This window comes from Ulvibacterium sp. (assembly GCF_965228935.1).
In the GTDB taxonomy this organism is placed as follows: Bacteria; Bacteroidota; Bacteroidia; order Flavobacteriales; family Flavobacteriaceae; genus Ulvibacterium.
The window spans coordinates 3,422,994-3,444,741 of sequence record NZ_OZ245846.1; the positions used below are offsets into that span (position 1 = coordinate 3,422,994).

Here is a 21,748-nt window from a genome sequence, read left to right on the forward strand (position 1 = left end):
ATTAAACAAAATGTTTACTTTCGCTATGAATTTTGGTTCCTGTTGATTTGGTTCAATAGGATTAAAAGGGAATCCAGTGAAAATCTGGGACTGTTCCCGCAACTGTAAGCTTAGGCCAGACAGGTTCTGGCTCCTTTGAAAGGATGTTGTTTTCTACAAAGCCACTGTTCACATTGAGACAAAGTCGGTGTAAATGGGAAGGCCAAACAACATAAAGCAAGTCAGGAGACCTGCCAAATTCAAACAAATCGTATTAAACTTTCGGGATAAAGGTTTAAAGGGTGAAAAACCATATATTCATAATAGTAGTATTTGCATTGTCCATTTTAGGACAACTCTCCGCCCAGGAAACACCTATTTGGGAACTGGAGGAGGTCGTCGTATCCGATACTCGGATAAAACGTTATGCCGAGGGACATAAGGTAACCGAGCTAAAGGATAGTACCATACAACGCCACGGTTCTTTTCTTACTTCGCTTCTTACCTTTAATTCCAATATCTATTTTAAGGAAAACGGGTTGGGTATGGTATCTTCCCCGGCATTTAGGGGTACCAATGCCTCGCACACGGCCGTAATTTGGAATGGGATAAATATCAATTCCCAAATGAACGGTCAGGTAGACTTCAATACCATAAATCCCTTTAATTATAGCTCCGTAGGCATCCGAAGTGGGGGAGGGAGTGTCCAGTTTGGTACAGGGGCCATAGGGGGCAGTGTTCATTTAAACAACGACCTGCGTTTTGAGAAGCATTTTGACCAGCAGGTGTTTATAGGCTATGGTAGTTTTGATACGCGGAATGCCAACTACAATCAGAGTTTTGGAACAGGTAGATGGTCCACTAGTTTCGGAATCAATTACACCCAATCGGATAACGATTATAGGTATTTGGAAACCGATGACCGAAATCGTAATGGTGAATTTGAAAACATTAACCTAAACTTCAATACGGGTTATGTTCTGTCCGATAAACAAGTCTTGCGACTGTATCACCAAAGTTTTATCGGAGATCGCAATCTTTCGGGTACTCTGATAGCTCCGGGTAGAAGTCGTTATAAAGACAATCATTATCGTACCCAGTTAGAGTGGGGGCGTTTTGGGGAAAAGGCCGCCTCAAAAATAAAACTGGCCCACTTGCATGAGGAGTTCAAGTATTTTGAGAATAAGGATTCGGATATTTTTTCAAGTGGCAGGGTCACCACTTTGTTGGCCCGTTATTCCTTGGATGCTGCACTTTCGAAGGTATTCCGATTAAACTCTTTTTTGGAATACAACCATTTTAAAGGCAAGGGGAGTAGTTTCGGAAACCCGGAACGCAATGATGCTTCGGTTACTGCGGTATTGAAGCATACCGTATCCGAAAAAATGACTTATAATCTTAGTCTTCGGCAGGATTTTTCTTCGGATTTTTCCAATCCCATGGTTTTTTCCTTGGATGGCATATATAAGCTTAATGACCATTATGCCCTACAGATTAATGCATCCCGAAACTTTAGGATGCCCACCTTTAATGACCTTTATTGGCAACCTGGAGGTAATCTGAATTTAGTCCCGGAACGTTCCTATCAAGTTGATTTGGGTCATCGCCTACGATTTGGTGGGTTTTCATTAAACCTGAACAGTTATTACATCCGTACCGAGGATATGATCCGTTGGCTCCCCAATAGTCAGGGGCTATGGTCGCCCACCAATGTAGATCAGGTGCGGATTTACGGTTTGGAGGGAGAAATTGGCGTAACATATCCCATCCATAAAAAACAACAAATTGATTTCAAGGCTAACTATGCCTATACCGTTTCCGAAGATCGGGAAACCAATGAACAACTGATTTACGTTCCCTTTCATCGGGGCAACGTTTCCCTTGCCTATCGTATTTCAGATTTTAGCGTATTCTACCAGCATTTATATACTGGGGCAGTATCCATCATTGGAGGGGAGTTGGAGGATTATCAAGTTGCCAATGCGGGAATTACCTATTCCCCGATTGCCAAGGGAAAATTAAAATATAGCCTAGGATGTACCGTGAACAATCTTTTCAATACCTATTACGAGAACATCGCCTTACGACCAATGCCCAATAGAAATATTCAAACCCAATTAATAGTAAACTTTTGATAATGAAAAAAAGCAGATTCTTTATGATTACGGCCATGGCCGGATTGTTGTTTACCTCATGTAGCGATGATGACAATGATGCGCCTTTTGCACCTGGAGTGGGAATTTCGGTTTCCGGGGATACGTTTTCCGAAGCCGAAGGCACTATTGTACTTACCTTTACCACTACCGAGGCCTTTGCAGCCGATGTTGTATTGACGTATGAAGTTTCCGGTAGTGCAACCTCCGGTGAGGACTTTGGAGCCTTACCGGGAACGCTTACCCTAGCCATGGGAGAGACTTCGACGACTCTGGAATTGGCGCTGAACGATGATGATGAGGTTGAATCCGGTGAGGCGATTATCATTACCCTGACCGCTGTGGACGGAGGGACAGATTTTATCGGTTCTGCAAATTCCGTGACTCTAACGCTCACGGATAATGATTCCTTCCCTTTTGAAAACGGAATTCTGGTCTTACATGAAGGAAATTTTGGAGCGGGAAATGCCTCGATTTCCTTTGTGTCGAACGATTTAACGAGCATTCAAAACGGCATTTTCAAGTCGGTAAACGAGGTAGACGTTTGGGGCGACACGGCACAAAGCATGACCTTTAATGGAGCTATGGCCTATATTGTGGTGAACAACTCCCAAAAAATCGAGGTGATAGACCGTTATACTTTTGAATCCGTGGCTACCATTGGAGGACCTAGCGAATCCAACCTTTTGAATCCCCGCTATATGGCCATTGCCAATGGAAAAGGTTACGTGACCAATTGGGGAGACGGATTTAATCCGGATGACGATTTTATAGCCGTGATAGACCTGGAGAACAATACCGTGGAATCAACAATAGCCGTGGCCGAAGGCCCCGAACGTATATTGGCCAACGAAAATACTATTTATGTGGCCCATCAAGGTGGTTTTGGCCAAAACAATATTGTTTCGGTAATCGATGCGGTTACCAATATGGTAACAACGACCATTACGGTTGCTGATAGGCCCAACTCCATGCAATTGATAAATGATGAACTTTGGGTGCTTTCCGGAGGAAATCCCGCTTGGACGGGGAATGAAACCGCCGGACAGTTGGATAAGGTAAATACTACTTCCAACACGGTAGAAACTACCCTTACCTTTGCCCAAACGGAACATCCTGGATTTTTATCCCTGGACGGTGATAATTTATATTACTATATGTCCGGAAGTATTTTCTCCATGGGAATGACCGATACCGCCCTTCCTACTACGGCGGATATAACCAATTTGAACTTTTACGACATGAGCATCAACGAAGGTAGATTGTTCGGAGTAGATGCCAAGGACTTTTTGAGTAATGGTTCCTTGGAAGTATATGACCTTGGGGACAATTCGTTATTGACCTCTGAGGAGGTTTCCATAATTCCGACCGCCGTCTATTTCAATGGGGATTTTGACTTTTAATTTCGTTGATTGAATAAGGGTATCTTTGAAAAAAGAATGAATTACTGAACTAAAATTGATAAACAAAAAAACAGCTTGGTTTGGCAAGCTGTTTTTTTGTTTTTAGAACCCGGTATTATTCCAAAAGGGACAAATCCAATTTTGGGACTTCATGCACGTACATATTATCCTTAACGGGGGTGAACATTTTGGAACTCGTTATTACATTTGCAGGTAGTTTTACGCTAAAACTTCGTTTTGATGTAGATCCTGTTATATCCTGAATGGCCCTGGCCAGCAACGGTTCATCCAAATCACCAAGTACCCCTAGATTGGCCAGATCTTCCTGTAAGGCGATATCCGGGGCCAACCCCGAAGTATAATCCGAAAAACCATCTGCATTCTCATTCCTTCCGATAAGGGGTTGTATGGCCCATCGATTGTTGGGATTTATTTTGTTCTCACGTTCCGGGCTGTAGACGTAGGGCGCTCCAGAATGGTCAGGATCATCGACCATAGTCACGGAAAATTCGTTCTTTCCGCGGGTGGTCTCCCCAATTTGTACCACATCAACATAGGGCGCAAGCCCATTGACGACCAATTCACTGGCAGATGCCGTACTTCCCGTGGTCAGTATATAGACCTTGCTCAAATTCAATCTATTAAGTGCCGAACCGTCGCTTGATTTATCCGTAAAATTACGTTCTAGATCGTCGGCATTGAACAAGGGCTGTAGCCTGTCATTATATCTTGCCCTTAAGAATAGGTCACTGGTATTCGTGCCATAGATCATACTGGAAAGTAGACGGGCCGTATTTACGGAGCCTCCGGGGTTATAGCGCAAATCAAGTACCAGATTGGTAATTGCGGCCGATTTAAGCTCTCCCATCGCATTGTTGAGGTCTTCATCATATTCATTGGTAAAACCGTTATACATGAGGTATCCGATTCTCTCCCCGCTTATATCAAAGGAACGGGTTAGAAAGACCGGATTTTCCGCTAAGTTCTCCTGTTTGGTCAAGGTTACCTCCCTGTCATTTGGGGTAACAACATCACCATCGATATCGGCCATATTCAGGGTATACGTATTATTGTCCCCAAATAGTAAATCTGCAAAGTTGTCATTGTTTAAGGTTTGGCCATCGACACCAGTAAAAAGATCTCCTCGACTGATGTCCTTGGTAGCGGCGTCCGAGTTGGGTACTATGTAGCGAACATATCCAAAAATTTCATTATTGTCCGAAAAACTGACCAGCCCGAACTCCAGCCCGTTACTTCTTGATATGCCTGCCAGGGATTTGGTCAATGTCTCATAATCCTCGGCCCAGAAACTGAACCGATCTTGATTAAAGAGCAATTGCCGGTCGAAAAAATCGGCAGGATTATCCTCGGAGGCCAAAAACTCGGTATACAGTCTGGAACCCTCGGAGTCCAAAGCGAAAGCATCATCCGCTAAGTTGGGTACTTCGGCCTGCCAGAAATACCAAAAATTCATGGCCTTCCACATAAAGTTCTGTACCGTAATATCGGTCTCCACCAAACTTTGGTCCGCTTTGGCCGTCCTAGGTAGTACAAATCCTCCGCTGCCATCATCATTGCTACAGGAAACGCCCAAAAGGGCTATTGATAAAAAAAGAAACAATTTAAGTTTCTTGATCAAGGGGCGAGTTTTAAATATCATACAATTGTTTGTTGGGGTTTTAGTTGAACGGTTCCAGTAAGCCATCCATCAATGTTTTGTTGTTTGTAGGTTTAAACCATATGGAATTTGAAAACACCTCGGCCGTAAAGGCGGGTCGAAAACTTATTTTAGAGCTCTCGCTGGATATACGGCTCAATGCCAACGCCAAAAGCGGCTCCGAAGGTTCTCCCAAAGTTCCTAAATTAGCAATATCTTCTTGAAGTTCGAAATCGGGGGATAAACCGTCTGTATAATCCGAAAAGCCATCGGCATTTTCATTTCTGCCCAATAAAGGTTGGATTCCCCATTGATTATCCGGATTTATACGGTCTTCACGATCGGGATCATAGAAATTTCCATTTTCGGGATCATCCACGAAAGTGTTGGAGAACTCGTTCTTACCAACGGTAGTGGTACCTATTTGTACCACATCAACATACGGTTCCAACCCGTTGATAACCAATTCACTTGCCGAGGCTGTAGCCCCTGTCGTGATTATAAAAACCCTGGTGAGATTTAATTCGTTAATTGCGGTACCATCCAAGGTAATGGCTGTAAAGTTATTCGGTTGGCCATTACCCGGTTGTAATTTGCTATTAAAACGGGGCCGTATAAAAACTTCATCAGTCTTTGCACCGTAGATTGAACTGGCAATTTGGATTGCCGAAGTAACACGGCCACCTCCATTATACCTTAGGTCGAGAACAAGTTCATTGATTCCTTGGCTCTTAAAATCCCCAAAAACGTTATTCAACGGTTCATCATATGCCGCTAAAAACGAATTGTACATGAGATAGCCTATTTTATTTCCTGATTGCTCGATTACTTTGGAGACCAAAATTGGATTTTCCGCAAAATTCTCAATCTTCGTTAGGGTTACTTCCTTACCATTATCGGTTATGGTGTTGTCAACAAGGTCGGCCATATTCAATGTGTAAGTGTCTTCGGTGCCAAATAAAAGATCCAGATAGTTGTTGAGATTCAAATTTTGCCCGTTGACACCTACAAAAATATCCCCCCTTTTAATATCCTTGGTTGAAGCATCGGAATCCAGGGCTATATAGGTTACCACGCCATAGATGGCATTACTGTCCTGAAATAAGTACAGTTGAAACTCAAGGCCGTTACTTCTGGAAACCCCTTGAAGGCTATTCACCAAATTCTTATAATTTTCCACGGCAACGGAGAAACGGTCAATTGCCGCATCCTCACCTACAATAGCCTCATGATTGTTGCATATGTTGTAAAAAAAGTCTGCGGGATTTGATTCCGAGGAAAGGAACTCCACATAGGCTTCGATATCATCGATTTTGGTATCCGCTAGGTCGGGAACGTCCGCTTGCCAAAAATAAAAGGTGTTCATGGTTTGCCACATGAAATTCTGTGCGGGATAATCGGCCAGGGATTTTGTATTTTCCTGTGGTGGTTCTTCCTGTAGACCATCTGTTTCAGGGACAATGGTATCATCACTTTTTTTACAGGAGACAAATACCAATAGTACTGCCCAAAGCAGGAACAGTATTCTTTTCATAGCTTTATTTTAAAATAAATTCCCGTCCAATAATCATTCCAATGATTATAACAAAGGATATTGGATTTATATTGTACGTTTGAGTATAATATACGCAGTTATTTAGTTTATGGTTGCCCAAATTACTTACATATTGGGCAAAAAAAAATTTTTGTAACAAAACTGGATGTGCCTCGTCTTGCTATTGTAACCCGTTATGGCATAGTATTAGCAATAACCGAACCAAAATGCGACAATCGGAATTTTTAAATGTGGTAATGCCATTTAAAGATAAGCTGTATAGGCTTGCTAAACGATTATTGGTCTCTACCGAGGAGGCCGAGGATGCCACACAGGAGATTTTGTTGAAACTATGGTCAAAAAATAAAATGATTGGGAGCTACAACAATGTTGAAGCCTTTGCCATGACCATGACCAAAAATTTTTGTTTGGATCGATTGAAGTCAAGACAGGCAGGGAATTTGAAATTGGTCCATAGCAATTACGGAGAAACAGGCACTCCCTTGCAAAAACAGGTCGAGGCTAAGGACAGTGCCTTATGGGTACAGAAAATAATGGAAGAATTGCCGGAACAACAAAAAATGGTGCTACAGCTCAGGGACGTAGAGGAGTACGATTATGATGAAATTGCCGAAATGCTGGATATGAAACCCAGTACGGTAAGGGTGGCCCTGTCCAGGGCAAGGAAAACAGTAAGGGAAAAATTGATGCAAAAACATAGTTATGGAATTGGATGATATAGAAAAATTATTGGAAAAGTATTTTGAGGCTTCCACCACGGTGGCAGAGGAGGAAACGCTGAAAGCATTTTTTTCCCAGAAAAAGGTGCCATCACATCTTGAACAATATGCCCCTATGTTCCGGTATTTTTCCAATGCCAAAGAAGAACGGTTTACCAAATCGGTTCCACTAAAACCTAGAAAAAGCTATTATAAGTGGATTTCCGTAGCAGCAGTAGCAGTTCTTGCATTTGGCGTTTATTTTGGCCCCAATCGCTATCGGGATTACCAAGAACAAAAAGAGGCGGAATTTGCCTATCAGGAAACTAGGAAGGCGTTGAACCTCTTGGCCGAGAACTTTGGTCGCGGTACCGAAAAAATGGCCTATTTAAATCAGTTTGAAGAAACAAAACAAAAAATTTACAACAACAATTAAAATTAAGATCATGAACAGTAAAAAGTTTATTATAACTATTCTAATAGCAGCTTTGCCCTTACTTGGATTTTCCCAGTCCCTGTTTGATAAATATGAGGATTTGGACAATGTGAGCGCCGTAGTGGTGAACAAGAGTATGTTTAATCTCCTGGCCAAAATCGATGTTGAGGTAGATGACCCTGAAGCACAGGAATTTATGGATATCGCCAAAAGTTTGAACAACCTCAAAGTCTTTATTACGGAAGACAAGAACATTTCCGCGGATATGAAATCTTCGGTGGATAAATATTTAAGATCAGCTTCCATGGAAGAACTGATGCGTGTAAAGGATAAGGATACCAATGTGAAGTTTTATATACGGCCCGGAAAGGATGACGACCATGTTCGGGAACTTCTAATGTTCGTTACCGGGATAAAGGATCGGGAAGAAATGAAGGATGTAGAGATCAATGGACGACAGATAGAAACCGTACTCTTATCGTTGACCGGAGATATTGACCTGAACAAGATAGGTTCCCTTACCAATAAAATGAACCTTCCCGAGGAATTGAACAAAGCCGGGAAAAAAGGAAATTAATAGAATCGTTCATCAATCAAAAACAATCATCATGAAAAAAGTAGTTGTAGTATTTTTAATGACCGTAGCACCATTACTGGGCTTTTCCCAATCGATTTTTGATAAGTATGAGGACATGGACAATGTGGGATCTGTGGTCATCAACAAGGGATTGATCAATCTCGTAAGTTCAATTGAGATTGATGATGGCGATCAGGAGGCCAAGGATTTTTTAGATGTGGCCAGGGGTCTGGACGGTATAAAGGTCTTTATTACCGAAGACAAGGGAGTGTCTACGGATATGTACAAAACCGTAAGGAAATACATAAAATCCTCCTCGTTGGAAGAATTGATGCGCGTGAAGGATAAGGATACCAACGTGAAATTCTATATCAAAAATGGAAGGGATGATGATCATGTATATGAATTGCTAATGTTCGTCCAGGGAATTGATGATTCCCATATGAACATTGATGGCCGAGAATTTGAATCCATATTGGTTTCGCTTACCGGTGATATCGACTTGAACAAAGTAAGTGCCCTTACCAGGAAAATGAACCTCCCGGATGAATTGAACAAGGTAGGTGAAAAGTAAAGAAATTAAAGAACAGTAGGCCTACATCCAGGCCATTTAAACTAATACCTATGAAAATCATAAAATCAATTTTTGTCCTATCGCTTTTATTGGGTTTGACGGCCTGTACGTCCAATCGCAGCCTTCAGGAATACTATGTGGACAATGCGGATAATCCGAACTTTTTATCGGTGGATCTTCCGGTAAGCCTGCTCAATGTAGAAAAGACAGAACTAACGGATGAGCAACGCGAAGCACTGGAAACTTTGCGAAAAATGAATATTCTGGCATTTAAAAAGACTGCAGAAAATGCGGCGGAGTACAAAATTGAAAAAGCCAACGTAAGGGCAATTCTTGGCAATGGCAAGTTCACCGAATTAATGAAGGTGAATACAAGTTATGGAAAGGGTACGGTGCAGTATCTGGGCGATGAGGATGCCATTGACGAAGTTATTATTTATGGGGATAGTGATGACAAAGGATTTATGCTGGTTCGTATCTTGGGAAAAAACATGAACCCAGCTAAGTTGGTCCAGTTTATACAAGCCCTTGAAAAATCGGATTACCGGGGTGAGGGCCTTGCAGATATCGGTTCCTTCTTTAAGGACTGATTTAATATCAAGAGCATCGAACAAAAGCCGTTTTGGGATTTCCCAAAGCGGCTTTTGTCAGTACAGGCCAAATCTATTTCGGGAGTTAACAAAAGCGTTTTCTTTTCAGGGCTAAATTGCTATATTGAGCACCATTAACACTAACTAAAATTATACCGTTATGGAAGAAGCTGAAGTTTGGATGAACAAAGGCATAGACTTTGTCATCGAATATGGCCCCAAGGTATTGGGCGCTATTTTAATTTACATCATTGGTTCCTGGATTATCAAGAAAATTATTGGAACCACCCGTAAAGTAATGAGTAAAAGCAGTTATGACGAGTCCCTTCAACGTTTTTTGTTGAATATGGCCTCATGGGCATTGAAGGTGTTGCTTATTATCATTGTTATCTCTACCCTCGGTGTTGACGTCACTACCTTTGCGGCCGTTATCGCCGCGGCCGGTTTGGCGGTGGGCTTGGCGCTTCAGGGATCACTTTCCAATTTTGCAGGCGGTGTTCTGATCATGATATTTAAGCCGTACCGAATAGGAGACCTTATAGAGGCCCAAGGGGTTTTGGGAGTGGTAAAGGAAATTGAAATTTTTACCACAAAACTTACTACGCCCGAAAACAAGTTGGCAATTGTTCCCAATGGGGCCATGGCCAATGGGAACATCATTAATTATACCGAAGAAGGGAAAATCCGTGTGGATACCGTTGTAGGGGTCGGTTATGGCGAGGACATCAAAAAGACCAAGGAGGTACTTATGGGAGTCCTTACCTCAAATCCACAGGTGTTATCAAATCCGGCGCCTTCGGTAAATGTAATGGAACTGGCGGACAGTTCTGTCAATTTTGCCGTTAGGCCCTATTGCAAGCCGGAGGACTATTGGGATGTATACTTTGCGACTTATGAAGGGGCTAAATTGGCACTTGATTCTGCAGGTATTGAAATTCCCTATCCGCATTCCGTCGAAATTCATAAGGAAGGCTAATCGGATCTACATAGTACTATTAAGTAAAATCTGTCCATTTTTTAATGGACAGATTTTTTCATATACCCGTATAATTGCTTGGACTAATGGCCTTTAACTCGTCTTTAATGGCATCGGACACTTCCAGGGTATCTATAAATTTGGCAATGGATTCCTGATTGATTTTTTCATTGGTCCGGGTCAATCCTTTTAAGGCTTCATATGGATTGGGATAACCTTCACGGCGTAAGATAGTCTGGATGGCTTCTGCGACCACCGCCCAATTGTTCTCTAGATCTTGCTCAAATCTATCTTTGTTGAGCAATAGTTTGTTCAATCCCTTTAAAGTGGATTGAAAAGCCAAAATGGTATGGGCAAATGGCACCCCAATATTTCTAAGGACGGTACTATCCGTCAAATCGCGTTGTAATCGGGATATAGGCAGCTTACCGGATAAGTGCTCAAAAAGGGCATTGGCAATGCCTAGGTTTCCTTCCGAGTTTTCAAAATCGATGGGATTTACCTTATGGGGCATGGCCGAAGATCCAACCTCTCCCGCCTTGATTTTTTGCTTAAAATAGTCCATGGAAACATACGTCCAAAAATCCCGGTCCAAATCCAAAATAACGGTATTGATTCGCTTTAAGGTGTCAAAAAGTGCCGCCATGTGGTCGTAGTGCTCTATTTGTGTAGTGGGAAAGGAATGGTGCAATCCCAGTTTGTCCTGTACGAATTCCTTTCCAAACAGTTTCCAATCCAAACCGGGGTATGCCACTTTGTGCGCATTGAAGTTTCCTGTGGCGCCTCCAAATTTGGCAGCACTGGGAATGTCGTTAAGCAGGTTAAACTGTTCCTTTAGTCGTTCTACATAGACAGCTACTTCCTTTCCAAGTCGGGTAGGGGACGCTGGTTGACCATGGGTCCGTGCCAACATGGGAATTGTTTTCCATTCCTCGGCCAATTCCTGTAGCTTTTCAAATAATTCCAGATAGTGGGGCACGTATATTTGGTTCAAGGCCTCTTTTAAGGAAAGGGGGATGGCCGTATTATTGATGTCCTGGGACGTGAGACCAAAATGGATGAATTCCTTGTATTCCCGTAACCCAAGCGTGTCAAATTCTTTTTTGATAAAATATTCAACGGCCTTTACATCGTGATTGGTGATTTTTTCGATTTCCTTAATAGCCGTCGCATGGGTCGCGTTAAAATTTTGATAGATTTCCCGAAGCCGGTCAAACTTGGAAACGTCAAAGGATTGTAACTGGGGCAAGGGAATCTCACAAAGTGCAATGAAGTATTCGATTTCTACCCGTACACGGTATTTTATCAGGGCCTCTTCGGAAAAAAAACCGGCCAAAGCATCTGTTTTGGCTCGATATCGGCCATCTATGGGTGAAATTGCGTTTAAAGGACTCAAGGACATCTATTCTAAAATTGGTGGTTTAAAGGAAGTTGCAAAGATACTTATAAGCGAGGGAGTTTAAAAGCGTATGCCTTATAAGTTAAGTCCTCCAAAGGCCAGTGTTTACACTCCATATAATCAATCTTGGAAGTTTTTTTACCACAGCGCCATTTTTGGTGATTTCTTATTTTATTTTAGCCAATGTCATTCTGGCCCGGGCCTGATAGGCAGCACTGCCATCCGAATAATTTTGCTCCAACACCATTTTTAGTTCGGGGTGTATCCAGTCGAATTTTTGCCCTAATAAAAGTAAAGAGGTCATGGAATAAGCCTTTGCCGCTACTTTGTGGTCTCCTATAAGCCAATCAAAGCACGCAGCGGTGATTGACTCTAAATGCTTCTCTTGTATTACATTTTGAGCTGCGCTCTTAGTTTTTGAAAAGTAGGCTTTTGTAAGGAACTCACATATTTTGGCCAAAGGCCTTACCGAAGAGTCCAAGCGGACACTGTTCAAGTTTGAAGTGAAAAAGTCTAAATGGGGGTAAATGTAATGCAGTTTTTTTTTCAACGTAAATTCCAATACCCAAGCGGCCCTACTGGAAATAGGGTTTTCCTCAACAAAAATAATTTCCAGCAGAGGACGAATCAAATCCGGATTATCGGAAATCAGTGACGCCATTTGGGTACGTTTTTCCCTTGTGGCATCTACATAATTTAAAGACCGATATAACTCCGTTTTGGTCACAAAAGTTGTATTTTCGTTTTGCCTCAAATATAGAATCATGAAAACAGTAAAAAAAATTTCTTTGGTGCTATTGGTGATTTTTGTTGCCATACAATTCTATAGACCGGAAAAGAATTCTGCACAAGGAGATCATACCCAGATTTTTTTGGCCGAAACCAACCCGGCAACGGAATTAAGGGTGGTATTGGAAGAAGCGTGCTATGACTGCCATAGTAATAATACGGTTTATCCCTGGTACAATAATGTTGCCCCCGTTTCCTTTTGGTTGGCCTATCATATAAATGACGGTAAAAAGCACTTGAATTTTTCCGCGTGGGATGATTATTCCGTCAAAAAGAAGGATCACAAACTTGAGGAGGTCATAGAAATGATCGAAAATGGCGAAATGCCGTTAAAGGAATATACCTGGACCCACGAAAGCGCAAGATTGACCAGCGAACAACGCGAGGCTATAGTTGCCTGGGCCCAAAAAACTAGGTCATTGTATCAATTAAACGAGATACCGCAATAGGTACACCAATAGACGCCCGTTCCGCCAGGACAACTAGATTTTCATAGTCACCTGATTCTAGATTGGGCCTTGGATCAATAAAGTAAATAGGTGCTCCGCTAGGTGCATACTGCAATAATCCGGCTGCCGGATAAACCTGCATAGAGGTTCCAATAATAAGCAGTGCATCGGCTTCCCGAGTGATTTCTATGGCCTTTTCTATCATAGGGACCTGTTCCCCGAACCAAACGATATGTGGACGCAATTGATAGCCGTTCTCACAAACATCACCCCACTTCAAGTCCTTTTTCCAATCTAGAATAAGGTTTGGGTCCCCTGTGCTACGTACTTTGAACAATTCACCATGCAAATGTACCACATGGGTACTTCCGGCCCTTTCGTGCAGATTATCTATGTTCTGGGTAACAACGGTAGTGCTAAAATGCGACTCTAAATTCGCTAACGCTCTATGCGCTGCGTTGGGAGATACCTCCAAGAGTTGCCTGCGCCTTTGGTTGTAGAAGTCCAATACCAATTCAGGATTGTTGGCAAAACCTTGTGGGGAGGCTACCTCCGTAACATCATGCCCTTCCCAAAGACCATCGGCGTCACGGAATGTTTTGAGACCACTTTCGGCACTTACCCCTGCACCGGTAAGAACGACTACTTTTTTCTTCATAGTTCTAAAAATAAGGTTTTTATTATATTCGACATATGACGGATCTGGAACTTTTGACATATCTGGAGGGGTTCATTAGCCCCGAGCGCAAGGAACGTTTTTTGGAAGTATTGGAAAAGCGTACAAAATACCTTACCGTTGGAATTGAGGATGTATTCCAATTTCACAATACAAGTGCTATAATTCGCAGTTGCGAGGTTTTTGGGATACAGGAGGTCCATGTCATCGAAAATCGGTTTGGAAAGCGATTGGACAAGAATATTGCCATGGGTGCACAACAATGGGTAGATGTACATCGCTATGGGAATTCCATGGATTGTTTGGAAAGGTTAAAAGGGAACGGATACCAAATTATTGCCACAACACCTCATATGGATTCCTGTCCATTGGACGATTTTCAAGTGGAATCCAAGATAGCGCTATTCTTTGGTACTGAAAAGGAGGGGCTTAGCGATGATATTATGCGGGCGGCGGATGGGTTTTTAAGAATACCCATGGTCGGATTCACCGAAAGCCTAAATGTATCGGTATCCGCTGCGATACTACTTCAGGTGCTTACCGAAAAGTTGAGAAAGTCAGAGCTTTCCTGGCAATTGTCGGAAAAGGAAAAACTGGAAAAGCGGTTGGATTGGACCAAAAAGTCCATCAAAAGCATAGAGGAAATATTAAAAAGATACCATAGCTAGAACTGATTTTTTTCTTACATTGTTCCAATAACTAACTAATAATTAAGCAAATGACTATTGTACTTTACATTCTAGCGGGTATCATTGTATTACTTTTAGTATTGGCATTATTGGCGCCGAAGACCTATAACGTTTCCAGGTCAATTGAAATCTCCAGACCAAAAGGGGAAGTTTTTGAATATCTAAAATCGTTGAAAAAGATGGACGAATGGTCACCGTGGGCAAAAAAAGATCCCAATATGGAGAAGAAATTTACAGGAACGGACGGTGAAGTGGGAGCCACAAGTTATTGGAACGGGAACAAGGATGTTGGGGAAGGGGAACAAGAAATCACCAAAGTAGTAGAAGGTGAACGAGTAGAATCCGAATTACGCTTTCTAAAACCATGGAAATCCACTTCGGATTGTTATATGGAGGTCAAGGATGGAGATGGGCAAACCAAAGTAACATGGGGCTTTTCCGGTAAAAACAAGTTTCCTATGAGTATTATGATGTTATTCATGAGCATGGATAAAATGGTAGGAAAGGATTTTGAGGAAGGCCTTGCGACCCTTAAGTCAAATCTTGAAAAATGAGAGGTATGGATTACAATATGGTGGGATGGTTTGAAATACCCGTGACTGATATGGAACGGGCCAAGAAATTCTATGAAACCGTTTTTGATATCACAATTTCAGTCCATGACTTGGATGGTTTTATAATGGGATGGTTTCCCGATGCTCCTGGAAAGACCGGGGCAACAGGTTCATTGGTCCAACATGAAATGTATAGCGCCAGCCCTACCCATGGGCCCTTGATTTATTTTTCGAGCGAAGATGTTGCTGTAGAACTCGCTAGGGTAGAAGGGGCAGGTGGTACAATTTTAAAGGGAAAAACCGAGATTGGGGACGGCCATGGCTTTATGGCCCTGGTAAAGGATACGGAAAACAACAGAATCGCCCTTCATTCCAGAAACTGAACATTATACATAAAACATATTGGCCTCGGCCCTAGCACCAAAACGTATAGGTATGGAGGTTGTTCCAATTCCTTTGGACACGTACATCTTGGATGTTTCATTAGTGTACCAGCCTTTAATGTAATCACCACAACCATATGGCATAAAGATGGGTCTTCCCAAAAACGTAACCTGTCCGCCATGGGTATGCCCGGCCAAAATTAGAGGTTTGGAAGCCACGGCAAATTTAGTTTGGTCGATTTCCCTTCTATATACCGGGCAATGACTTAGGATGATGGTCGTAAAGGAAGGATTAAGATTTTCCGAGGATTTGTTGATATCGGGAGTACCATGGACGAAATCATCGATTCCCAGGATATTGACCTTTCTCCCTTTTAAATTCAGTACATAGGATTCATTTATCAAAAGCGTCCCGTGGTGCTTCGTGTAGGTTTGCCTTAAAAGATCCAGATCAATATGTCCGGAGTATTCCTTGTTACCTAAAATGGCGATTTTTTGAATCTTAGGGTCTATCAAGTGAAGAAAATCATTTAAAAGTGCCATTCGTCTTGGCCGGGTTATGGCATCCCCTGTGATGAAAAGAACATCTGGTATTTCGGTATTTATTCGCTTTGCCAATGATTTATGAACGGATTTTAGTTCACGTAAATGTAGATCGCTCAGCTGAATCACCTTTAATTTATCCGTTCTTCCTCCCGACACATCAAAAACATTCCATTCCACCACATACTTTTCAAACCAAAAGACATCTATGACCAGCAAGCCTATGACGGCCAATACAGTTTTTTTGATAAAGTGTCTTCTTCCAAATCTCATATTAATGATTGGTGACCTAATGGTGGTTATTTTGGATGTCCAAATATGTACTTAAGGGAAGTGCTACAATTTTGCTTCTTTTTACCGTTCAAAGGTTATCCGTACGAGATAATCATTGAGTTGTAAAGGTTTTTAATGTAAAAAATGTACGAAATCGATTGACTATCTATCTTAGTGGAAAATTAATCTTGTGGAAGCTCCAATAATGCAATGTCATTATCGTTTTCCAAAAGCACCTTTCCGTTCTGTACTACAACTTCCGTACCGGAATAGGTATCGTAAAGTCTGGTGCCATCGCCAAAAAAACCTTTGACCCAGAGGGATTTCTTTCCTTTGGGCAAGTCCAAACCTATAACTACCTTATCCTTAAAATCCCCATCAATATAGGTTCTGCTAAAAACATACGGTTTTTTGCCCAATCTTTTATGCTTTCCCGCTCCCACGGCTGGATGATCCCGTCTAAATCTCCCTAGCTTTTGCCAATGTGTTAAAACACTTTGGGTTGCGGATAAACTGTCCAATTCTTCCCAATTCATAAATGAGCGCAAGGTGGCATCACCCATGGTGCCTTCTATAATAAGGCTTCTTGCGGTTTCGTCCCCGTAATAGATTTGAGAAGCACCGGGAGTAAGCAAAAGTATATTGGCCGCCTTTATCGGATTTTTTCTTTCCATATCATAAGGTTTCCCGTCATCATGGGAAGTGAGGTAGTTTACCACACTTTTATCCTTCAATTTGGTGTGTAAGAGGGTGCTATACTTCTTAAAAATCGTCTCATAATCCTTAAGGGCATCCTTTTTTAACTCAAAGTTGATAAGACTTTTAAAACCATGGTCATAAAAGTCCACCTTCCGGTCACCGAAATCGAACTCCCTACCGCCCGAGATACCATAATTGTAGACTTCACCAACCATATAAAAGGGTTTATCGTCCAAAACATCATCAGGGTGTTTTTTCTTCCATGTCTCAAAGGCATGTGTGGCCTCTTTGTACAGATCGGACCAAGAACTCTCGTTTACATGCTTTACCGTATCCACCCTATATCCATCAATTCCCAGATCGTGTATATAATCCGTAAGCCACTTTATGATATAAAATCTTGGGGCCCTTGGATATCCCGTTCGTTCAAAGAACAACTGCAATTCGTCCAACTCTTGGCTCAACCTTCCTTCTTCTTTCCATTTTGCAAGAAGTGCATCCGGCAGTTCTACGGGTTCGTCGGATTCCGTCCGTATATCGGGCAAGTTATCCACCAATGTGCAGGCCGTGGTATTATCGTATGTGGTAAATTCGCAGGTAGGGTTTATACGTACCCACTCCTCTGGCCAAACAGGATCTTTTGGGGTAACCGGTCCCGTATGGTTCAAAACAACATCCATCAAAACCCGAATCCCTCTTTTATGTGCAGTTTTGACCAAATTTTCCAAGTCTTTTTTTGTCCCGAAATTTGGGTCAAGAGTAGTCCAATCCTTTGTCCAATACCCGTGATATCCATAAGTATTACCGGTGCTTTCATCCGTTCCACCATGAATTTGCTCAACGACCGGAGTGAACCAAATGGCATTTATGCCCAATTCAGAGAAATAGCCATCCTCTATTTTTTTGGTTATTCCTTGGAGATCACCACCCATAAAACCCCTTAACGTCCCCGTAGAATCGGTTCTTTCAAAATTTATGTCGTTTTTGGGATTTCCATTATTGAAACGATCGGTCAATAAAAAATAGATATTGGCACCTTCCCACACAAAGGGTTTTTCATTGCTGGGTTCGGGGATGGAATCTCTCATAACTAGGGTCTCTTGAGCGGATTCTTTTTTTTCGGTTTTACAGGCTAAAAAAATGGGGAGCACAATACTAGCAATAAGTAGCTTTCTCATGGGCATTCTATTTTGTCTAAAGCTATAAAATGCAGTGGGGAAATCAAAAAAATTATTTTTTTCGGTTCAAGACCTTGAATTCCTCATAACAGCTACTGATGGCATCCAATATCTGAAGGTCGTTTGCCGTTCTTATAAAAGATTTGGAATAATTGCAGTTATTAAGGATATCTTCAATATCCACTTTCTCCAATTGGAGCAGCTCCCTTAAAGTTTCCCGATCAAATTTGGAGGCCAAAAGATTGCGTATTTCATCGTCTTCTTTCATCTTCCGTAATTTTCGCATCTGGTTCGGCTTTTTACCAAAGAGGTTTCGAAGTAAATCGGCAGGATTCAATATAGCACCCAATACCTTGGTGACGGCACTAGGGTTCTTATTGCCGGCCTCATAACTTACGGAAAGCCCCGATATACTATATTGATAGGCATTGTTTATAGGAAGGTTTTTTACATCGATTTCCAAATAACCCGTTAATTGGTAAGGTCTAACAATGACCTCCTCCAACGCATAGGCCAATTCCGTAAGTGTAATTTTGGTGTCCTTGAACTTGAACATATCATTGGTCACTCTGACTTTCTGTGATTTGAAGCCCAAAAATGAAAAATATAGGGTATCGTTAACTGCGGCGGTTATGGAAAATTCGCCATTTTCATTGGTTATGGTGCCCAGAACCTGATTAAGGTTTACCACATGGACACTTTCCATGGGGACATTGGTCTGCGCGTTGATTATCGTTGCGGATATTTTGCCATCCTCCAACGGTTCTTCCTCTTCTTGGGAAATCCCCATGAAGCTTAGAAAGACAAAGAAGATGAATATTTTGTATTTCCCCATTAACCCTTAAATTCCAAAATAAAGCTACTAAACAAAACAAAAAAATACGCCTTGGCGTATTTTTTAATATACAATTAACTAAAAGAAATCACTTTTTCTTTTTTTGCTCCTCCTTTTCCCTGAATAAGTTGCCTGACCCTGGGCTCTATCTCTTTTTTTCCCCCGTCCGCGATCTCTATCTCTCCTTCTACCTTTGTCCTTGCCCCCTCGGTTTCCACGCCCACCTCCTGGGTTATTGGATACTTCGACATTGACAAACCGACCGTCTACCTTAAGATCCGTAAAGGTGGACAGGACTTTTTCGGAAACGTCGGAATCCGTGTTGAAAAAGGAAAAACTTTCCTTTACATCTACCTTATAAACATCTTCCTTGTCCAGGCCAACAGTGTCACGTAAAAAATCTTTTAGGGACATCCAATCGTATCCATCCCGCTCACCGACATTTATAAAGTAACGAATCGATCCATTTGAAGAAAAAGAACCATCTTGTTCTTTACCTTTTCTTCTTCCGCTAATATCGGACGAATTCAAATCCTTTGCCTTGTTATAGTAATTGGAAAATCGTGTAAATTCTACGGAAACCATTTTTTTTATGAGCTCTTCCCTATCCAGACCTTTGAGGACATCATATATGGCAGGGAGATAGTTTTCAACATCCTTGTCGATCTCCGTATTCTTAATCTTACTGGCCAAATGATATAGTTGTATTTCACAAATTTCCATCCCGGTCGGAATCTTTTTGGAAATAAACTGTTGTTTTATCTTTTTCTCAATGGCATTTATCTTCCGCATCTCACTACGGGTAATGATGACCATGGAAACACCGGATTTTCCCGCTCTTCCAGTTCGTCCACTGCGATGGGTATAGGTTTCGATTTCATCTGGAAGTTGGTAATTGATTACGTGGGTAACATCATCCACATCTATGCCCCTAGCAGCTACATCCGTGGCTACCAACATCTGGATTTGTTTCTTTCGGAAGGCGTTCATTACCAAATCCCTTTGATTTTGGCTAAGATCTCCGTGTAATGCCCCGGCATTATAACCGTCCTCTATCAACTTTTCAGCTACTTTTTGGGTATCCCTTTTGGTTCTGCAAAAAACTACGGAAAATATATCCGGGTTGGCATCGGCCAGTCGTTTTAAGGCGGGGTAACGATCCCTTCCGCCCACTACATAGAATTCATGCTGTACCGTATCCACACCGGAATTCTTGGCACCCACCGTTATTTCCTGGGGATGATGCATGAATTTTTTGGCAATTTGGGCCACTTCTTTGGGCATTGTAGCCGAAAACAACCAGGTGGATTTTTCCTTAGGTGTGTTGGACAGGATATCCTTTATATCCTCATAAAAGCCCATATTGAGCATTTCATCGGCCTCATCCAGGATACAATAATCAATTTTTGAAATATCCACCAAACCTCGGCCTATCATGTCCTTCATTCTACCTGGCGTCGCTACCACGATCTGGGCCCCACGCTTAATTTGCCTGGCCTGATCGGTAATGCTTGCCCCTCCATAAATGGCAACCGTATGAACACTTTTTTCGTATTTGGAATACAATTGCATTTCGTTGGTTATCTGCAGGCAGAGCTCTCGGGTAGGGGACAGGATGAGTCCTTGGGTAGTTCTACTTTCCTTATGGATTTTTTGTATCAAGGGAAAACCGAAAGCTGCGGTCTTTCCCGTTCCGGTTTGGGCCAAGGCTACCAAATCGGTCTCTCCTTCCAATAAAATTGGGATTGCTTTTTCCTGGACTTCCGAGGGAGTCTCGAAACCCATATCGGAAACGGCATTCAAAAGGGACTCTTGCAGCCCTAATGCTTCAAATTTTGTCATAATGTGTTTTACTTAATCGCAAATATGTGTGTTGCATAGAGCGATTATCGTATATAACCCATTGGACTCAGCGCAACACCTGCCATACCGGCGGCGTTAATTAAGCGGCAAAGGTACGGTTATTTATTAAAATGGAATGGGCTTTGGAATGCCCAAGGCGTGGAGAGATGTAAATTCAGGTGTTCAACAGTTGTATTATTGTTCTAGATACCATAAATACCTTCACGACACTCCGGTGCTTCCTATTCCACGGAATTGTTTGTCTGTTTTAGATAGTCCACCAATTTCCGGACGGCTTTTCCTCTATGCCCAATTTTGTTTTTTACCGATAAGGGCAGCTCTGCAAAGGTTTGGTCAAAATTTGTGGGTTTAAAGATTGGGTCATAACCAAAACCTTGTTCGCCTTTCTTTTCATGTAGAATTTCACCTTCTACTTTCCCGGTGAACAGCTTTTGTTCTCCATTTAGGAGCAGGGCGATAACGGTTTTGAACCGTGCCGAACGGTTTGGTTTTTTCTCCATTTTCGAAAGAAGCTTGGCCATGTTTTTATCGGCATTTTTGTTCGCTCCGGCATATCGGGCGGAGTATACCCCGGGCGCACCTCCTAAAGCATCGACAATAAGTCCGGTATCGTCCGCAAAACATGGGTATCCATAATTACGAACAACGTATTCCGCCTTTAAAAGGGCATTTTCTTCCAAGGTTTGTCCTGTTTCCGGAATTTCTTCGGTACAGCCTATGTCCGTAAGGGACAAAATGTCAATATGTTTTGGTAATATATGGAGTACTTCTTTTATTTTATTTGGATTATGTGTGGCAAATACTATTCGCATAAGCCCAA

Annotated in this window: 22 protein-coding genes and 1 riboswitch; of the genes, 12 read left to right on the forward strand and 10 right to left on the reverse strand. The window is 42.0% G+C overall.

Annotation, left to right across the window (positions count from 1 at the left end; translation table 11 throughout):
- The first annotated feature begins 16 nt into the window (after positions 1–16).
- A riboswitch (cobalamin riboswitch) is annotated at positions 17–252 on the forward strand.
- Between the two features lie 29 nt (positions 253–281).
- Positions 282–2,114, forward strand: a complete 1,833-nt coding sequence (locus ACO06Y_RS14440) for a TonB-dependent receptor plug domain-containing protein (protein ID WP_422079692.1) — start codon at positions 282–284, stop codon at positions 2,112–2,114.
- 2 nt (positions 2,115–2,116) lie between these two features.
- Positions 2,117–3,535 (forward strand): DUF5074 domain-containing protein, encoded by a 1,419-nt coding sequence (locus ACO06Y_RS14445; RefSeq protein WP_422079693.1) that lies wholly within the window; start codon positions 2,117–2,119, stop codon positions 3,533–3,535.
- A gap of 115 nt (positions 3,536–3,650) precedes the next feature.
- Here the strand turns inward: ACO06Y_RS14445 and ACO06Y_RS14450 are convergent, their stop codons facing one another.
- Both ACO06Y_RS14450 and ACO06Y_RS14455 read right to left on the reverse strand, forming a co-directional pair.
- Positions 3,651–5,174 (reverse strand): S41 family peptidase, encoded by a 1,524-nt coding sequence (locus ACO06Y_RS14450; protein ID WP_422079694.1) that lies wholly within the window; start codon positions 5,172–5,174, stop codon positions 3,651–3,653.
- A 40-nt stretch (positions 5,175–5,214) separates the two neighbouring features.
- Positions 5,215–6,726: a S41 family peptidase gene (locus ACO06Y_RS14455; protein ID WP_422079695.1), complete on the reverse strand. Its 1,512-nt coding sequence runs from the start codon at positions 6,724–6,726 to the stop codon at positions 5,215–5,217.
- Positions 6,727–6,953: 227 nt separating this feature from the next.
- Between ACO06Y_RS14455 and ACO06Y_RS14460 the strand changes: the two genes are divergently transcribed.
- The 6 genes from ACO06Y_RS14460 (at position 6,954) to ACO06Y_RS14485 (ending at position 10,598) form a co-directional block, all read left to right on the forward strand.
- On the forward strand, positions 6,954–7,463 hold the full coding sequence (locus ACO06Y_RS14460) for an RNA polymerase sigma factor (protein WP_422079696.1): 510 nt from the start codon (positions 6,954–6,956) through the stop codon (positions 7,461–7,463).
- Positions 7,450–7,881 carry a hypothetical protein gene (locus ACO06Y_RS14465; protein WP_422079697.1) on the forward strand — a complete coding sequence of 144 codons (432 nt, stop codon included), beginning with the start codon at positions 7,450–7,452 and terminating at the stop codon, positions 7,879–7,881. The genes ACO06Y_RS14460 and ACO06Y_RS14465 overlap by 14 nt, the downstream gene beginning before the upstream one ends.
- A 10-nt stretch (positions 7,882–7,891) precedes the next feature.
- Positions 7,892–8,458 (forward strand): DUF4252 domain-containing protein, encoded by a 567-nt coding sequence (locus ACO06Y_RS14470; RefSeq protein ID WP_422079698.1) that lies wholly within the window; start codon positions 7,892–7,894, stop codon positions 8,456–8,458.
- A 31-nt stretch (positions 8,459–8,489) separates the two neighbouring features.
- Positions 8,490–9,032 carry a DUF4252 domain-containing protein gene (locus ACO06Y_RS14475; RefSeq protein ID WP_422079699.1) on the forward strand — a complete coding sequence of 181 codons (543 nt, stop codon included), beginning with the start codon at positions 8,490–8,492 and terminating at the stop codon, positions 9,030–9,032.
- Positions 9,033–9,082: 50 nt separating this feature from the next.
- Positions 9,083–9,622, forward strand: coding sequence for a DUF4252 domain-containing protein (locus ACO06Y_RS14480; protein ID WP_422079700.1), 540 nt, complete (start codon positions 9,083–9,085; stop codon positions 9,620–9,622).
- Between the two features lie 160 nt (positions 9,623–9,782).
- The gene (locus tag ACO06Y_RS14485) at positions 9,783–10,598 is read left to right on the forward strand and encodes a mechanosensitive ion channel family protein (protein ID WP_422079701.1); all 816 of its coding nucleotides are present in this window, start codon (positions 9,783–9,785) and stop codon (positions 10,596–10,598) included.
- Between the two features lie 58 nt (positions 10,599–10,656).
- On the opposite strand, the gene purB is transcribed toward ACO06Y_RS14485, so the two are convergent.
- The gene (purB, locus tag ACO06Y_RS14490) at positions 10,657–12,000 is read right to left on the reverse strand and encodes an adenylosuccinate lyase (protein WP_422079702.1); all 1,344 of its coding nucleotides are present in this window, start codon (positions 11,998–12,000) and stop codon (positions 10,657–10,659) included.
- A 163-nt stretch (positions 12,001–12,163) separates the two neighbouring features.
- Complete coding sequence (locus ACO06Y_RS14495) at positions 12,164–12,724, reverse strand: adenylosuccinate lyase (RefSeq protein WP_422079703.1); 561 nt, start codon at positions 12,722–12,724, stop codon at positions 12,164–12,166.
- A 37-nt stretch (positions 12,725–12,761) separates the two neighbouring features.
- On the opposite strand from ACO06Y_RS14495, the gene ACO06Y_RS14500 reads away from it, so the two are divergent.
- Positions 12,762–13,235: a heme-binding domain-containing protein gene (locus ACO06Y_RS14500; RefSeq protein WP_422079704.1), complete on the forward strand. Its 474-nt coding sequence runs from the start codon at positions 12,762–12,764 to the stop codon at positions 13,233–13,235.
- Here the strand turns inward: ACO06Y_RS14500 and ACO06Y_RS14505 are convergent.
- The gene (locus tag ACO06Y_RS14505) at positions 13,198–13,893 is read right to left on the reverse strand and encodes an SIR2 family NAD-dependent protein deacylase (protein ID WP_422079705.1); all 696 of its coding nucleotides are present in this window, start codon (positions 13,891–13,893) and stop codon (positions 13,198–13,200) included. The two genes, ACO06Y_RS14500 and ACO06Y_RS14505, sit on opposite strands and share 38 nt — an antisense overlap.
- 35 nt (positions 13,894–13,928) lie before the next feature.
- On the opposite strand from ACO06Y_RS14505, the gene ACO06Y_RS14510 reads away from it, so the two are divergent.
- Genes ACO06Y_RS14510 through ACO06Y_RS14520 form a run of 3 tightly spaced genes read left to right on the forward strand, consistent with a single transcriptional unit; the run spans position 13,929 to position 15,537 of the window.
- Positions 13,929–14,579 (forward strand): TrmH family RNA methyltransferase, encoded by a 651-nt coding sequence (locus tag ACO06Y_RS14510; RefSeq protein ID WP_422079706.1) that lies wholly within the window; start codon positions 13,929–13,931, stop codon positions 14,577–14,579.
- Positions 14,580–14,629: 50 nt separating this feature from the next.
- Complete coding sequence (locus ACO06Y_RS14515) at positions 14,630–15,154, forward strand: SRPBCC family protein (protein WP_422079707.1); 525 nt, start codon at positions 14,630–14,632, stop codon at positions 15,152–15,154.
- Complete coding sequence (locus ACO06Y_RS14520; protein WP_422079709.1) at positions 15,151–15,537, forward strand: VOC family protein; 387 nt, start codon at positions 15,151–15,153, stop codon at positions 15,535–15,537. Before ACO06Y_RS14515 ends, ACO06Y_RS14520 begins: the two co-directional genes overlap by 4 nt.
- 3 nt (positions 15,538–15,540) lie before the next feature.
- Here ACO06Y_RS14520 and ACO06Y_RS14525 read toward each other — a convergent pair whose 3' ends face one another.
- From ACO06Y_RS14525 to ACO06Y_RS14545, 5 genes are all read right to left on the reverse strand, one after another.
- Positions 15,541–16,353: a metallophosphoesterase gene (locus tag ACO06Y_RS14525; RefSeq protein ID WP_422079710.1), complete on the reverse strand. Its 813-nt coding sequence runs from the start codon at positions 16,351–16,353 to the stop codon at positions 15,541–15,543.
- Positions 16,354–16,535: 182 nt separating this feature from the next.
- Positions 16,536–18,230, reverse strand: coding sequence for an alpha-amylase family glycosyl hydrolase (locus ACO06Y_RS14530; RefSeq protein WP_422079711.1), 1,695 nt, complete (start codon positions 18,228–18,230; stop codon positions 16,536–16,538).
- A 52-nt stretch (positions 18,231–18,282) separates the two neighbouring features.
- On the reverse strand, positions 18,283–19,020 hold the full coding sequence (locus ACO06Y_RS14535) for a carboxypeptidase-like regulatory domain-containing protein (RefSeq protein WP_422084182.1): 738 nt from the start codon (positions 19,018–19,020) through the stop codon (positions 18,283–18,285).
- Positions 19,021–19,143: 123 nt separating this feature from the next.
- Positions 19,144–20,907 (reverse strand): DEAD/DEAH box helicase, encoded by a 1,764-nt coding sequence (locus tag ACO06Y_RS14540; RefSeq protein WP_422079712.1) that lies wholly within the window; start codon positions 20,905–20,907, stop codon positions 19,144–19,146.
- A 242-nt stretch (positions 20,908–21,149) separates the two neighbouring features.
- Complete coding sequence (locus ACO06Y_RS14545) at positions 21,150–21,740, reverse strand: non-canonical purine NTP diphosphatase (protein WP_422084183.1); 591 nt, start codon at positions 21,738–21,740, stop codon at positions 21,150–21,152.
- Positions 21,741–21,748 lie beyond the last annotated feature (8 nt).